The following is a 13,900-nucleotide window of genomic DNA, read 5'->3' on the forward strand; positions in this document are numbered from 1 at the left end:
CCGTCGCCCACCTCTCGTGCCCAAAAATCGAACACCGGCCAGTTACCGAACATCAGAATTCTAGGGGTGCGACATGCAGGTGAGCCTGCGCCTGGACAGCGACTGCCTCCGTGCTTTTCACCTGCTGCTGTTGCAGCGCCTGGCCGCGCTCACGGATGTCGAGGTTTGCGTCGACGCACGCCCAGGCGGGAGCAGCATTCCAGGCAGCGTCGCTGCGCTGTTCCAGCTTGAAACGGTCATCCATGGCTTGCCCGCGGACGGGCTGGCCAAGCGCCTGCCGCTGTCGGCGCTGGCAGCCTGGCGCACGCAGCCTCCCGCCTCGCCCGACCTCGTGCTCGACCTCCGCGGCGACGTGCAACTGGAAGGAACGCGCGTCTGGCGTGTGACCTATGACGGCGCCGGCGGCGAAGCGGCCCTTTTGGCGTCGATCCTCGATGGCCGGACCCCGCTGGCCCGCATCGAGGAGAACGGCGTCGTGGTCGCCGAAGCACGGCTCGGAACCGAATATGGCGGCATCGCGCTCGCATCGTTCCAGGATATGCTGGCGCGCACGGCAAGCCTGATCCTGGCGGCGGTGACGGGCGCTGCACGCGGCGCCCTGCCCGTCCTGCCCGAGCCGGCGGACGGCAGGGCCGCGCCGTCGCTGCCCTCGGCCGGCAAGCTCGGCGTAAAGGCAGGCAAGGCGCTGGCGCGGCGCATCGTCCAGAAGATCTATCATCTCTGCTACAACGCCCCGCACTGGAAGGTCGGCTGGCGCGAGATGGGAGGGCGGGATCTGTTCGACCTGCGCGCGCATCCGGAATCGGGCTGGCAAGAGCTGCCCGATGATGGCAGCCGCTTCTACGCCGACCCGTTCCCGATCCTTTACCGGGGACAGGTAACCCTGTTCGTCGAGGACTATATCCACCGTCTCGGTAGAGCCATCATCTCCGCCGTGCCGTTCGGCCCGTCGGGGCCGATCGGCCGCCCGGAGCCTGTGCTCGACCTGCCCTACCATCTTTCCTACCCCTTCGTCTTCGAGCGTGACGGCGAGGTCTGGATGGTGCCGGAGAGCTGCGCCAACCGCACCGTGGATCTCTACCGCGCCACCGCCTTCCCCGGCGGATGGGTCAAGGAAGCGACGCTGCTGTCCGATATCGTCGCCAGCGACGCCACCTTGGTCGAGCATGGCGGCTCATGGTGGATGTTCGCCACCGTCCGGGACGGTGAAGGCATCGCCCGGGATGGCGGCGGCGCCTTCTCCGACGCGCTGCATCTGTGGTCGGCGCCGAACTTTCGCGGCCCGTGGACACCGCATCCCAAAAATCCGGTGCTGATCGACATCGCCTCGGCGCGACCGGCCGGCCGCATGGTGGAACGTGATGGCCAATTGCTGCGCCCGGTGCAGGACTGCCGCAGGAGCTACGGCGGCGCGCTTGGCATCGCACGCGTCACTCACCTTGATTTGAACGGCATGGACCAGCGTGTCGAGACGATCTTAACCCCCGGGGCGCTATGGAGTGGGCGTAAGCTGCACACGCTCAACGAGGCGGGCGGCCTGGAATTCATCGATGGCTCGGCGATCGCGCCGCGCTGGAAGCAGAAGAGGCGTAGTTAACCTAAACGTTTGTTGCTAGCAGCCACCCGCGCTGGTTGCTTGAGGTTGATTACTTCTGGAAGATATTTTCCGCCACAGCTTGTGGAGAAGGACGATGACTAGCATGAAGGGCAGCGAGATGAACACCATCGAGGCTGTCCCGGCCGAGGTCGATGTGGCGATCGTTGGCGCCGGAATGGCCGGCACCACGCTGGCAACCGCCTTGGGAAAAGCCGGCCGCAAGGTGGCGCTGATCGATCCGCACCGGGTTCATCACGACGAGTTCCGGGCCGAGAAGATCGGTACCGATCAGATACGGCTATTCAAGAAGCTCGGCCTCGACGAAACGATCATGCGTCTCGTCACCCCGTTCGACGATATCCATGTCTTCCGCCTCGGCCAGCTGTTCGCGCGTGAGCGCAGGCCGGAGTATGCATTTTCCTATGGCGCGCTGATCAACGGGCTTCGTGACGCCCTTCCACCGCAAGTGCCGCTTACGGTCGGCAAGGTCGCCGAGGTCTCGACCGGCCCGGACCGGCAGCGCCTTGTGCTCACCGACGGCAGGATCATCGATGCACGCCTCCTGGTGGTGGCCACCGGTCACAGCGAAGCGGTGCGCCGCGCCATCGGCGTCGAGCGCGTCGAGCAATCGAAAGCCCATTCGCTGTCGATGGGCTTCGATCTCGCCATCTCCCAGCGCGACTGCGGCTTTCGGGCCGTCACCTGCTACGGCAAGCGGCCTTCGGATCGCGTCGCCTACATCACCGTTTTTCCCCTCGGCGACAAGATGCGGGCCAACATGTTCGTCTATCATACCGTCGCCGACCAATGGACGAGGGATTTCCGGGCCGATCCGCAAAAGATGCTTTGTGAGCTGATGCCCGAAATATCGGCGCAATGCGGCAACTTCGCTGTCTCGAGTCCCGTCGAGGTCCGGCAGATCAATCTGACCACGACGCAGGGCCATCGCCGCGACGGGGTCGTCTTCATTGGCGACGCGTTCTGTACGACATGCCCGACGCCGGGGGTCGGCATAGGGCGGGTCATGATCGACGTCGATCAGCTCCATTCCGTCCACATTCCACGCTGGCTGGAAACACCAGGCATGGCGTCTGACAAGATCGGGACTTTTTACGACGATCCCGTCAAGGTCGCTTCCGATGAGGCCGGCATGCGCGTGAGCGTCTATGCCAGGCAGATTACCACCGAGACCGGACTGGAATGGCGCGCGCGGCGCCTGCGTAACAACACGGCACGCCAGCTGATGATCATCGGACGCAAGGTAGCCCATTTGGGATTGCGGCGGGAGCCGGGCGTGGCCTGAGCAGCCTCCCACCTTCATCGTCATCGAAGGAACTTGCCGGTGCTGCCGTAAGGATAGCACCGCTTCCCCTCTCCAACCCTGCGGCCTTCACCAAGATAATGAGATAGCGCTGAAAAAAAGCGGATCCAGTGCCGTTCAGTCGGAACAAGCGGTGCGCCGACAGGTTATGCCCGCAGGAGATCCTGTCATGGTCAAGAATATCGACCGCGCGTTGCAGGATGCCATTCTGGCGATGCGCACTCTTCGCAAATCCATAATCGATCATGGGCATATGGACGCCATGGCCGAATTTGATGGCTTGATGAGCGTGACCATATCCGAGGCCGAGCGCCAACTCATCAGTTGGCAGGCCAGTCATCGCCACGAACGATCAGGCCAGGCAAAATCCTGACGCGATCGCTCGCAGTCGGCATCCGGCGGAACCTTGCCGCACACGGTTGGTTTTATGGAATGTGACATGCCGCCGGAGAACGAAGTGGCCCGATTGGTCGACAAGCAGAAGCTTGAGAGAGCGGATCGCGAGTCGCGGATCATCCTCGACGCCGAACGTCAGGCCCGCGACGCAAAGACCGCCCGCCTTCGCAAGCAGCGGCTGTCAGCCGAGCCGAGCGGCGAGGAAAAGAAGCCCGCACCGCCAAAGCCGCAGGGGTGATGATTTGCTCTTTCCGCAAAAGCAAAAGGCGCGATCGACCGATCGCGCCTTTGTTTTCGGCAAGCTAATTCACCAGCCCGTTCAGGCCGGCGTAGAAGATACAGTTTGAGCAGTGACGGCCGAAAGCCGTTCGCGCTTCTGCCAAGTCGGCTTCTCGTATTTCTTCATCAGCTATTCCCCCTATTGGATACCGCAGTGAAGACCGGCTTCGCAGCGAATGTCAATCGTGCCAGGACGGCCATCTTGATTTCGAGCGAAACGCTCCTGCGCCGGGTAAATCGGTCTACCATGCTTTTAAATCCGCCAGTCCGGGATAGATTTCGGACCGAGAAAGCGCCACAAGCCGCTCCGGGAGGACCTTGCCATGTCAGACACCGCCTTGCCGCTGGTCATCAGCGCGCCCGAGCCGCGCACGCTCGAGCTGATCTTCACGCCGCCGCAACTGGCGCGGCTCAGGGCGCATTACCGCATCGTCGAGACGACGCCGGACGGCGTGGCGCGACTGCCGGCCGGGGTGCTGGCCGAGGCCCGCTACATCGTCGGCCAGCCGCCGATCTCGCCGGAGACGCTTGAAGCGATGAAGGCGCTGCGCTGCGTCTTCAACGTCGAGAGCAATCTCCTCGACAACATGCCCTACGAAACGCTGTTTTCGCGCGGCATCCATGTCGTCACCACGGGCCTGGTCTTCGCCGAGCCGGTGGCCGAGCTCGGCCTGGCCATGGCGCTCAACCTTGCCCGCGGCATCGTCGATGCCGACCTCGCTTTCCGCCAAGGGGAGGAGCTGTGGGGCGGCGATGGCAACCGGACCGCGCGGCTGCTTTCGGGCGCCGATGTCGGCATCATCGGCTTCGGCGACCTCGGCCGCGCGCTCAACCGCCTGCTGTGGGGCTTCCGCACCCGCACGAAGGTGTTCGACCCCTGGCTGCCGCCGTCGATACTCAGCGAGAATGGCGTCGAGCCGGCCTCGCTGGACGCGGTGCTGTCGCAAAGCGACTTCGTCTTCGTCGTCGCCTCGGTGACCTCCGAGAACCAGGGGTTTCTGGGCGCCGATGCTTTCGCCAGGATGCGCAAGGGCGCTGCCTTCATCCTGCTCAGCCGTGCCGGCGTGGTGGATTTCCCCGCCTTGATGGCGGCGGTGAAGAGCGGCCATATACTTGCCGCCAGCGACGTCTTCCCCGAAGAGCCGCTGGCGGGCGACCATCCCGTGCGCGCACTGCCCGGCTTCCTGCGCTCCGCCCATCGCGCCGGCGCCCTCGACATCGCCTTCAAGCGCATGGGCGACATGGTGTTGGAAGACATGGACCTGATCGATCGCGGCCTGCCGCCGATGCGCTCCAAACGCGCCGAGCGCGAGACGGTCTCGAGGATGCGCTCGAAGCCGTCGGACAGAAACTAGGCCCGGCCCATGCCGAGACGCTTACCTTGGCGAAAGCTTGAAAAGCCCCGGTGCGGGCGCTTTCTCCGGCGTATCGGGGAATTCACATGAAAAAACCTATCAGAAGCCGCTTCTGGTGAAGCGCGACAAGCTGTCGTCCGTGACGGCGGTCTGCCCCGTCGGTTCTATGATTTTTATACGGGGATAGGAACGATCGCGCCGCCGGCAGGTTTTGCAAATGGCCGGGCGAGCCCGGCGTACTCCAGAAGGCCCGCCACGAGTCGCGTCGGTGGCGGGCCTTTCCATGTCGGCCCGCAAGCAGGAGCGGGCCGGTTTCCTCATGCGCCAGGAAGTCGGCGGGATCAGCTGCGGCAGGCGATGCCGATGTCCGGCGTCGTCAGCCTCGACGACCCGCGCCTCGACCAGCTTGTGGCCAGCTTCGCGCGCGAAGGCTAGAGTGGTGGGGGCCAATGATGATTGGGCCAACGAGAGGGTCGCGATGCTCAACACGGTCGACTATGGCGGCAAGGAAGCCGATATCGTCCACGCGCTGGAGGAAGACATCATCTTCGGCCGTCTGGCGCCCGGCACGCGCCTGGTCGAGGACGTGCTTCTGGCCCGCTTCCCGGTCTCGCGCCACACCATTCGCCAGGCCTTGTACCAGTTGGAAAGGCTCGGCGTCGCCACGCGCGAGCGCAACAAGGGCGCCATGGTGCGCCGGCTCGCGCCCGAGGAGGTCCGCCAGATCTACGAGGTGCGCGAGATGCTGCAGCGCCAGGCCGCGCTGATGATCCGCCTGCCGGCGAGTGACGCGCTGATCGCCGAATTGACCGCGATCCACCACGTCTACAGCGGCCATGTCGACGCCGGCTATCTCAGAGGCATCCACGAGGCCAATGACCGTTTCCACCTCACCATGTTCTCGGCCTGCGGCAATGCCTATCTGGTGTCCTCGATCGAGCACTATATGCGCCTCAGCCTGCCGGTGCGGGCCAATTCGCTGGCCGACCGGGACAAGCTCGACATCTCGCGCCAGCACCACCTGATGATGATCGAGGCGCTGAAACGCAGCGACAACTGGGTGCTGGCGCAGCTCTGCGTCGACCACCTGCAGCCGAGCAAGGTTTTTTATCTCCAGGAGGTCGAGACAGGGCCGGCGGGCTAGCGCCGGCTGGAGAACGGGCATCGCCGCAAAATTGGGCCTGCGGCTCCCGACTGTCCTTATCTGACCTTCACGACCACCTTGCCCTTGGCACGTCCCGTTTCGACATAGGCCAAGGCCTCGTTGGTCTGTTCGAACGGAAAAGTCCGGTCCATGACGGGACGTATGACGCCGGTTTCGATGAGCGACGTGATCCGGCTCAGCTGGTCGCCCTGCGCCCACATGAACAGGAAGGAATAGTCCACACCGGCGCGTTTGGCCCTGCGGCGTATGCCAAGACTAAGCATCCTCAGCACAAGCTTCAGCACGATGTTCAGGCCTTGCTTCCTGGCGAACTCGGGATCCGGCGGACCGGAAATGGAAATCAGCTTCCCGCCCCGCTTCAACACGCGCAGCGATTTTTCGAGCGTCTTGGCATCCTGGCTGTTCACGACGACGTCATAGCCCTGCAGGACCTTCTCGAAATCGTCCTTGCGATAGTCGACGACGACATCGGCGCCGAGACTTTTCATCAAATCCGTACTCGCCGCGCTCGCCGTTGTCGCAACCGTCGCGCCGAGATGCTTCGCCAGTTGGATGGCAAACGTGCCCACCCCGCCGGAGCCGGCCTGGATGAAGACCTTCTGGCCCTTCCTCAGCCCTGCCCTTTCGACCAGCACCTGCCAGGCAGTAAGGCCGACCAACGGAATGGAAGCGGCCTCCTCCATGCTGAGATTTTTTGGCTTCAGGGCCACGTCGGCCTCATCCATGGCGATGAATTCGGCGAAAGTCCCGATCCGGCCATCGCGCGGCCGCGCATAGACTTCGTCACCGGCTTTGAACTTGCGGACTTTCGATCCGACCCGCACGACGATGCCGGCCACGTCGTGGCCCAGGATGAAGGGTGGGCGATAGGGCAGCAGGGGTTTGAACTCCCCGTCGCGGACTTTGGAATCCAGCAGGTTCACGCCGGCGGCATGGACCTCGACCAGCACATCATTGTCTCCCAGCTCCGGCTGCGGCATGTCGGCAAGCCGCAGCGCGCCTTTTTTCTGATATTTGTCGACGACGAAGGCTTTCATCATATTCGCTTTCTGAAATCTTTCTCGATGTCCGGCACGAAACAGGCCGGCTTGACCAGGTTTGTCGCGGTTGCGTGTTGCATGCGCGTGAAATCCTTCGCCTTGTTGGCATTCAGACCGGCAAACGGAACTGCTTGCGCAAGGTCTTGTCGAACATCCCGGCAGGGGCGAAGCGGCGCAGCAGGCTGACTTGGCGCGCTGCCTTGCCGACGGTATAGCGCCGCCGCGGACTGGCATCGGCCGCCGCCTCGACCACCGCATCCGCCACTATTTCTGGCCGATCGGCTTTGGGCATCACATCGGCAAGCAGCGCCTTGAACCCGGTTCGCGCCTGATCGTATTCTTTCAACAGGGAATCCGGCTCGATTCCGTTCTGGTCGAAGACGGTACGCACGAATGCCGGCTCGATGACCGAGACGCGAATATTGAAGGCACGGACCTCGTGATCGAGCGATTCCGAATAGCCTTCGAGCGCGTGCTTCACCGCCGAGTAGTGAGCTGAGTATGGCGCGGGTACCAATCCCAGAATCGAGCCGATGTTGACGACGCGCCCTTGGCCACGCCGCCGCATCGACGGCAACACCGCATTGGTCATGCGGATGACGCCGAACAGATTGACGTCGAACAGGGACTGCACCTGTGCGATGGAGGACTCTTCGGCGCCGCCCAACAGGCCGATACCGGCATTGTTGACCAGCAGGTCGATCCGACCGGTCTGCGCGAGCACGTTCGAAACGAGGGCGGTGACCGAGTCCCCGTCAGTCACGTCGCACGCCAGCATGGACACATTTGCTGGGCCATTGCCTGTCGCCCGGCGGCTTGTGCCGAAGACGGTGAACCCCGCCCGCGCCAAGGCCTCGGCGCTTGCTCGACCAATGCCGGAAGAAGCTCCGGTTACGATCGCGGTCTTTCCAGAATGTGCTTTCATTTGACGCTCCAAAGCCACCAGGGCTAGCCTTCTTCGATTGATTGGATTATATTCGTAATATCATATTATGCTCATAATACAATAGCGAGCAGAAAGGAAAAATCATGCGATACGAGAAGGGCCGGAAGGACGCATCGCGCAGCCGGATCATGGAGGTCGCCACACAACGGTTCCGGGGCGACGGCATTGCCGCCTCGGGACTGGCAAGCATCATGAGCGACGCCGGGCTGACCAACGGCGCCTTCTATCCGCATTTTCCCTCCAAGGCGGTACTTGTCCAGGAATGCGTGGCGGCGGCGCTGGAGGGTCAGTCAGGCCAGATCGCGCAGGCGCTGGCCTCCGGCGGCCTGGCAGCGGCCATAGACGCCTATCTGTCGACGCAGCACCGCGATAGTCCGGGCACGGGCTGCGCTTCCGCCGCCCTGTTGCCGGAAATCGCGAGGGAGCAGCCCGAAACGCGGCAACTCTACACCGAACGCTTGATGACTTTGGTGCGCCAGGTGTCAGCCGCTCTCCCGCCGCATACAGGCGATCCGGAAGCCGTGGCATTCGGCATCTTCGCCACGCTCATCGGCACGCTTCAGCTGGCCCGCGCGGTGGAGGGCGCTGACCTATCGGATCGCATCCTGGCGGCCGGAGCGGATGCGGCCCGGTCGCTGGCGCAGCCACGCAGGGGCGACGAGGCGCCGTAGAGGATCGGACGGCAAAGCTGTTAGCCCGGAGCGTCCAAGGCCGCCGGGCGGCAGCCGTCCGAGGTCGGCGCGACTATGGCTGTAGAAACGGACATCGAACGTTGAAATTCTCCGCGAGCTGCGTGATCGCCTCCCGGGCGACGACAAGACCCTGCAATCAATGCCTCGCCGGCGGGGCTTTTTTGGAGCGCCGGGACCGCCGTGTCGAGCCTCCGGAACCATCCGCAAATCGCGAAGTTGTCCAAACGGCCGCAAGCCTGGCCAACCCGGAGGCACGCCGCGATTGGCGGCGGCGGGAGGATGTTGGCGAATACTGCCGCTCCTTTTGCATGCGATCCGGTTCCCCACTCGAGGCGTTTGTCGTGACGCCGCGAATTCCATCGATCGACATAGTTGCCGCGCTTCCATGAAGCGGTTGCACGCTTCTCCTGGTTCCGGCCATGTTGCACTGCGAAAGATTTATTGCATTGCGATAGCGGCCTGTCCGGCCGAGATTGGCGAGGGCTGGGATCTTGGGGGCTGGGCTTGCACCAAGGAGGCCTCGTGGCGGCATCGTTTCGGCCTGATATACAGGGCTTGCGCGCGCTGGCGGTCGGCGGCGTCGTCGCCTACCATTTTGGCCTCACCGCGCTGCCCGGCGGCTTTGCCGGCGTCGACATCTTCTTCGTCATCTCCGGCTGGCTGATCACGACGCATCTGATGCGGGAGATCACCGAGACCGGCCGGCTCGACCTCTGGCGCTTCTATGCCAGGCGCGCCCGGCGCCTGCTGCCGGCCGCCATCTTCGTCATCCTGGCCACGCTCGCCGCCGGCACCCTTATCCTGGCGCCGCAGGAGCAGGCGCTCTATTCGCGCGGCGCCATGTATGCGGCGGCCTACACCATCAATCTGTGGCTGCTGCGCTGGTCGTTCGACTATTTCGCCGCCGACGCCTCGAGCAACCCCTTCATCCACTTCTGGTCGCTGTCGGTGGAGGAGCAATTCTATCTCGTCTGGCCGGCACTGCTCGTCTTCGCCGCCTGGCTATATCCGGGCCGGCGCATGACGGTGGCAGTGATCGGGATCGTCGGCCTCGCCTCCTTCGCCGCCTGCCTCTGGCTCACCAGCCTCTCGCCGGCCTGGGCCTTCTACTTCTCGCCGCTGCGCGCCTGGGAGTTCGCAGCCGGCGGCCTGGCGACGTTCGCAGCGCCAGCCTTGTGGCGGCATCAGTCCTGGCTGCGGGCGGCACAGGGATGGCTGGGCCTGGCGCTGATCGCCCTGGCCTATCTCGCCTTGAGCGAAGACCTGCCCTTCCCCGGCTGGTACGCGCTGCTGCCCGTTGCCGGCACCGTGCTGGTGCTCTTGAGCGGCGCCGGCAGGCAGGGCGACGCACCGGCCGGCACCCGTTGGCAGGCCTTGGCACCCGCCGCCATGCTCTCGCTGGCACCCTTGCAGTGGGTCGGCACGCTCTCCTATTCGCTCTATCTCTGGCACTGGCCCATCATCGTCTATGCCGGGATGCTGGAGCCGGACCTCGGCGTCGTGCAGCGCATCGGCTGCGCCGTACTGGCGCTTGCCTTGTCGGCGGCGACCTACCGGCTGATCGAGAACCCGGCGCGGCGCGGCGACTGGCCGGCGGCGGTCGCGCGCGCCTTCAACACCGGCCCGGGCGCAAAACCGCCTCGGCTGTTTCCCGGACTGGCCCTCGCCCCGGCCCTTGTGCTGACCGCCGCCGGCGTGGCGGCGGCCTACGCCAACGCGCATCTGGCCACCCGCAACATCGACCCTACCCAGCGCGACATCGAAGAGGCCGCCGAACAGCCTTCCATCGCACGCGCCGTCGACAAGAGCTGCCTGCTCGACTTCCACACGGTGAAACCGAAACCTTGCACCTTCGGGCCGGCCGACGCCGCCCACACCATCGTGCTGTTCGGCGATTCGCATGCCGACCATTGGTCGACGCCGCTGGTCGAAGCGGCAAAACGCAACGACACCAAAGTGGTCACCTACCTCAAATCCTCATGCCGCGCCTCGCGGCTGTCGACCTTCAACGCCGTGCTCAAGCGCGACTACACCGAATGCGACGCCTGGCGCGAACAGGCGATTTCAGACATCATCCGCCGCAAGCCGCGCCTGGTGGTGATCTCGGAATTCTCGATCGGCAATCTGACCCGCGACATGTCCGCCGCCAGCCGCAAGGCCGAGACCGCGCGCTGGCAGGCCGGCCTGCGCTCCACCTTGCAGGCCTTCAGCAAGGCCGGCGTCGAGACCGCCGTCATCCGCGACACGCCGATCGGCGACAGCTTCGCGGACGCCTGCGTTGCCCGCGCGCTGTGGTGGCGCGAGGCGCCGTCGCTGTGCGACACGCCGAGGGCGGAGGCCGCCAATGACGGCGCCGCCGCGCAAGAGCGCGCGGTGGTGAAAAGCGTGCCCGACACGCGCTATGTCGACCTCACCGACCGCTTCTGCGGCTCGACCGAATGCCACGTCTTCATCGGCGGCATACTCGCCTTCCGCGACCGGCATCATCTGGCGACGGGGTTTGCCGAGACGCTGGAGGGACCGCTGGAAAAGGCGTTGTTTTAGAAAGAGTTGGACCTTCATTCTCCCTTTGTGGGAGAAGGAAGAAACGCCACCCCGCTCACCCAGCTCTGGCAAGATCGGCCACATACCGCACCAGCGTCACCTTCCCGCGCTCCGGCCTGGTCGGCGGATCATAGGTGCTATCGACCGTCACCTCCGTCATGCGCGCATAGGATTGCGCGGCTTCCGGCGAAAAACCCATGTCCTCGAACGTCTCCACCCAATGTTCGCGGGGTGCCGAGACCACGCTGACCGCCTTGCCGAGCGTCTCGCCGAAGGCGGCGGCAACGTCCCTGGCGGTGTAACGCGACGGCCCTTCGACATGATGCAGCCCGTTCTTGTCCGCCGGCTCCATCAGCAAGCGCGCCGCCGCTTCGCCGAGGTCGCGTGGCGCCACCATGGGCAGTTCGAAATCCGCCGGCAAAAGCGTGTTGACCACGCCATCACGCCTGGCGGTCTCCAGCGAGGCATCCCAATTGCTCATGTAATAGGCCGCGCGAATGATGCTGCCGGCAATGGGCTGGCGATGCAGCTTCTCTTCCAGCCCATGCAGGACGGTGAGGTCGCCGGTACGCTCGCCGGCCTGCGCGCCATAGGTCGATTCGGCGACCACCTTCTCCAGCCCCGAGCCGTCAAGCGCGGCAATGATCGCCTCCACCGTCCTGCGCTCCTGGGCATCCGTGTCGGTCGAAGGATCGGCCGGCGGATTGAGCAGGAACGCCCGTGTGCCGCGCCTGAACACGCCACGCAGCGCCTCGACATCGAGCACGTCCGCCACCGCCACCTCGGCGCCTTGCGCGGCCAGAGGCGACGCCTTTGCCTTATCGCGCGTCACGACCGTGACCGGCTCGCCTTGCCGCAGCAACGCTGCCGCAGCGGCCGAGCCGACATGCCCGGTGCCGCCAAGAATGATATGCATGATCCAATCTCCCTTGCTGGTTGCATACAGGGGAATGGATGGCGGCGGCCGAGGTTCAAAGTTCGCGTCACCATGCTGACACGTATGGCCACGCACCGCCCCATCGCAGCGGCCCGCTTTTGCCGTCACGGCGCGCGGTTCCAGCCATCGATCCACCGATTTATGGGAACAGGGTCGCTACCGCAGCGTTTATTAGGCACACCTTGAAGAGGAGGTTGTCATGAAAAAGCTCTTGCTTGCATCAGTCATCGCAATGATTTCGGCGGTGTCAGTGATCGCTCCCGCAAATGCCGCCAGTATCACGCTCGGCATCGGGAATGGCTATGATGGCGATTACTACGTTCCCAGAAATCGCGACTATTACGGCGCCTATTCCGACTATGGCCCCTATTATGGCCGTCACCACTACCGCATGTATGACAACGGCTATCGGCCGCGCTATTTCGGTATGCACAGCCATCGTTGCCGTATCGAGGTGGTGAGGCACTGGCGTCATCACCACCGTGTCATCGAGAGAGTGCGTGTCTGCGGTTATTGACCTTATTTGTCCGGCCGGCATACCGTCGGCCGGTGGCTTGCTAACCAACGGATAAAAGCGTGCCTCAAGATCAGTGCACGCCCGCGAACCGCTCTCGGTGATGAGCCAAGAACGCCGGATGTGGCATCAATCGCGAATCCTTGGGCCAGTGCAAACCCTGGGATTCAGGGCGAAAGAGATTTCTCAATTCACTGGGGACCCGATTGTGAGCGACCAGCAGCCGATGGTTCTCGCCTATCGAAATCAGGTGTCGGTCGAACAACCAGTGCACCGTGGCCGATAGTGCGATGCCATTGCGCACAACATCGGGACCATTAGCCGCGACCGGCTTGATATGAGCGGCCTGAACTTCAGATCGACCACCACCATTGATGATGCGCAAGCCGGTGACAGCGCAGGTATCCTCATAGGCGCGACAGACCTCCAGCCGGAAAGTTGCATCACGGACTTTGCGGTTTAGCAAAATCTGCTCGACCCGACGATCGACTGTCTCGGCAAAACCGGACTGTCCATCGAAACCAGGTTGCATCGACCATGGAACGTCGAGCGGAAGCATATCGGGGCTAAGTCTTTTGGCATTTGCGGGGTCAAGTGGTTCGCGCAAACCAGCCAGAACGATCTCGTCGAAATCCTCCTGCGGGATTAACCGTATCGATCTGCCCTGTATCTCTCGACCGACGCGGCGCGGGTCACCGATATCGCGTAGCGCTGTCTCGGCGTAGCGGCCATCGTTTTTGAAGGGCACAGGTGCCGGAAAATCAAGATAGTCCGTCACATTGGCATAGTAGTGGCCGGCCAGTTCCAGATCCGGCTCAATATCGGCCACCCGAGCGACGGCAATATACGCTTGGCTACCATTATTGCGTCGTGGCTCACGGTAGAGCACCCAATCGCCAACCGAATTTCGAGCTACTTCCAGATAGCGAGCCGGAAAGTGATAGTGGCCTTGGCCGTCCTTATAACGAGACCCCGACTTCAAATCGAAGATGGCTTTCACGATTCCCCCCCCGGCACTACACGGAGTGGAACTTAGCCATGTTTCGAGCATCGAGCGAGACGGCTTCCTCCAGCAATGCTTGCGCGTGTGGCCCTTCACATTCGCGGCAAAACG

Annotated in this window: 13 protein-coding genes; 9 read left to right on the forward strand and 4 right to left on the reverse strand. The window is 63.7% G+C overall.

Going from position 1 to position 13,900, the window contains the following annotated elements:
• Positions 1-73 precede the first annotated feature (73 nt).
• The 6 genes from LB536_RS21975 to LB536_RS22000 all read left to right on the forward strand — a co-directional run bounded on the left by LB536_RS21975 (position 74) and on the right by LB536_RS22000 (position 6,092).
• Positions 74-1,597: a formyl transferase gene (locus tag LB536_RS21975; protein ID WP_224596268.1), complete on the forward strand. Its 1,524-nt coding sequence runs from the start codon at positions 74-76 to the stop codon at positions 1,595-1,597.
• 94 nt (positions 1,598-1,691) lie between these two features.
• Positions 1,692-2,900 carry an FAD-dependent oxidoreductase gene (locus LB536_RS21980; RefSeq protein WP_224596271.1) on the forward strand — a complete coding sequence of 403 codons (1,209 nt, stop codon included), beginning with the start codon at positions 1,692-1,694 and terminating at the stop codon, positions 2,898-2,900.
• Between the two features lie 187 nt (positions 2,901-3,087).
• Complete coding sequence (locus LB536_RS21985; RefSeq protein ID WP_140759805.1) at positions 3,088-3,291, forward strand: hypothetical protein; 204 nt, start codon at positions 3,088-3,090, stop codon at positions 3,289-3,291.
• A 66-nt stretch (positions 3,292-3,357) separates the two neighbouring features.
• A complete protein-coding gene (locus tag LB536_RS21990; protein WP_224596275.1) occupies positions 3,358-3,552 on the forward strand; it encodes a hypothetical protein in 195 nt (64 codons plus the stop codon).
• Positions 3,553-3,916: 364 nt separating this feature from the next.
• Positions 3,917-4,948, forward strand: coding sequence for a hydroxyacid dehydrogenase (locus tag LB536_RS21995; RefSeq protein WP_224596278.1), 1,032 nt, complete (start codon positions 3,917-3,919; stop codon positions 4,946-4,948).
• 478 nt (positions 4,949-5,426) lie between these two features.
• The gene (locus tag LB536_RS22000; protein ID WP_140759811.1) at positions 5,427-6,092 is read left to right on the forward strand and encodes a GntR family transcriptional regulator; all 666 of its coding nucleotides are present in this window, start codon (positions 5,427-5,429) and stop codon (positions 6,090-6,092) included.
• A gap of 56 nt (positions 6,093-6,148) precedes the next feature.
• Here the strand turns inward: LB536_RS22000 and LB536_RS22005 are convergent, their stop codons facing one another.
• Positions 6,149-7,150, reverse strand: a complete 1,002-nt coding sequence (locus tag LB536_RS22005; RefSeq protein WP_224596451.1) for an NADP-dependent oxidoreductase — start codon at positions 7,148-7,150, stop codon at positions 6,149-6,151.
• A gap of 112 nt (positions 7,151-7,262) precedes the next feature.
• Entirely contained in the window at positions 7,263-8,078 is an 816-nt protein-coding gene (locus tag LB536_RS22010; protein WP_224596455.1) for an oxidoreductase, read from the reverse strand.
• Between the two features lie 104 nt (positions 8,079-8,182).
• On the opposite strand from LB536_RS22010, the gene LB536_RS22015 reads away from it, so the two are divergent.
• Entirely contained in the window at positions 8,183-8,770 is a 588-nt protein-coding gene (locus LB536_RS22015) for a TetR/AcrR family transcriptional regulator (protein WP_224596280.1), read from the forward strand.
• Between the two features lie 543 nt (positions 8,771-9,313).
• Complete coding sequence (locus LB536_RS22020) at positions 9,314-11,335, forward strand: acyltransferase family protein (protein WP_224596283.1); 2,022 nt, start codon at positions 9,314-9,316, stop codon at positions 11,333-11,335.
• A gap of 55 nt (positions 11,336-11,390) precedes the next feature.
• Here the strand turns inward: LB536_RS22020 and LB536_RS22025 are convergent, their stop codons facing one another.
• Positions 11,391-12,251: an NmrA family NAD(P)-binding protein gene (locus tag LB536_RS22025; RefSeq protein WP_224596285.1), complete on the reverse strand. Its 861-nt coding sequence runs from the start codon at positions 12,249-12,251 to the stop codon at positions 11,391-11,393.
• Between the two features lie 220 nt (positions 12,252-12,471).
• Here LB536_RS22025 and LB536_RS22030 point away from each other — a divergent pair, with 220 nt between their 5' ends.
• Positions 12,472-12,789 carry a hypothetical protein gene (locus tag LB536_RS22030; RefSeq protein WP_224596287.1) on the forward strand — a complete coding sequence of 106 codons (318 nt, stop codon included), beginning with the start codon at positions 12,472-12,474 and terminating at the stop codon, positions 12,787-12,789.
• Between the two features lie 70 nt (positions 12,790-12,859).
• Here the strand turns inward: LB536_RS22030 and LB536_RS22035 are convergent, their stop codons facing one another.
• Positions 12,860-13,786, reverse strand: a complete 927-nt coding sequence (locus LB536_RS22035; RefSeq protein ID WP_224596289.1) for an HNH endonuclease — start codon at positions 13,784-13,786, stop codon at positions 12,860-12,862.
• Positions 13,787-13,900 lie beyond the last annotated feature (114 nt).

The sequence above is a fragment of the Mesorhizobium sp. ES1-3 genome (assembly GCF_020164795.1).
Lineage (GTDB): Bacteria > Pseudomonadota > Alphaproteobacteria > Rhizobiales > Rhizobiaceae > Mesorhizobium.

What these genes read in the sequence shown, in the direction of transcription:
- LB536_RS21975 (WP_224596268.1), top strand. Translation starts at nt 74, where the DNA reads ATGCAGGTGAGCCTGCGCCTGGACAGCGACTGCCTCCGTGCTTTTCAC.
- LB536_RS21980 (WP_224596271.1), top strand. Translation starts at nt 1,692, where the DNA reads ATGACTAGCATGAAGGGCAGCGAGATGAACACCATCGAGGCTGTCCCG.
- LB536_RS21985 (WP_140759805.1), top strand. Translation starts at nt 3,088, where the DNA reads ATGGTCAAGAATATCGACCGCGCGTTGCAGGATGCCATTCTGGCGATG.
- LB536_RS21990 (WP_224596275.1), top strand. Translation starts at nt 3,358, where the DNA reads ATGCCGCCGGAGAACGAAGTGGCCCGATTGGTCGACAAGCAGAAGCTT.
- LB536_RS21995 (WP_224596278.1), top strand. Translation starts at nt 3,917, where the DNA reads ATGTCAGACACCGCCTTGCCGCTGGTCATCAGCGCGCCCGAGCCGCGC.
- LB536_RS22000 (WP_140759811.1), top strand. Translation starts at nt 5,427, where the DNA reads ATGCTCAACACGGTCGACTATGGCGGCAAGGAAGCCGATATCGTCCAC.
- LB536_RS22005 (WP_224596451.1), bottom strand. Translation starts at nt 7,150, where the DNA reads ATGAAAGCCTTCGTCGTCGACAAATATCAGAAAAAAGGCGCGCTGCGG.
- LB536_RS22010 (WP_224596455.1), bottom strand. Translation starts at nt 8,078, where the DNA reads ATGAAAGCACATTCTGGAAAGACCGCGATCGTAACCGGAGCTTCTTCC.
- LB536_RS22015 (WP_224596280.1), top strand. Translation starts at nt 8,183, where the DNA reads ATGCGATACGAGAAGGGCCGGAAGGACGCATCGCGCAGCCGGATCATG.
- LB536_RS22025 (WP_224596285.1), bottom strand. Translation starts at nt 12,251, where the DNA reads ATGCATATCATTCTTGGCGGCACCGGGCATGTCGGCTCGGCCGCTGCG.
- LB536_RS22030 (WP_224596287.1), top strand. Translation starts at nt 12,472, where the DNA reads ATGAAAAAGCTCTTGCTTGCATCAGTCATCGCAATGATTTCGGCGGTG.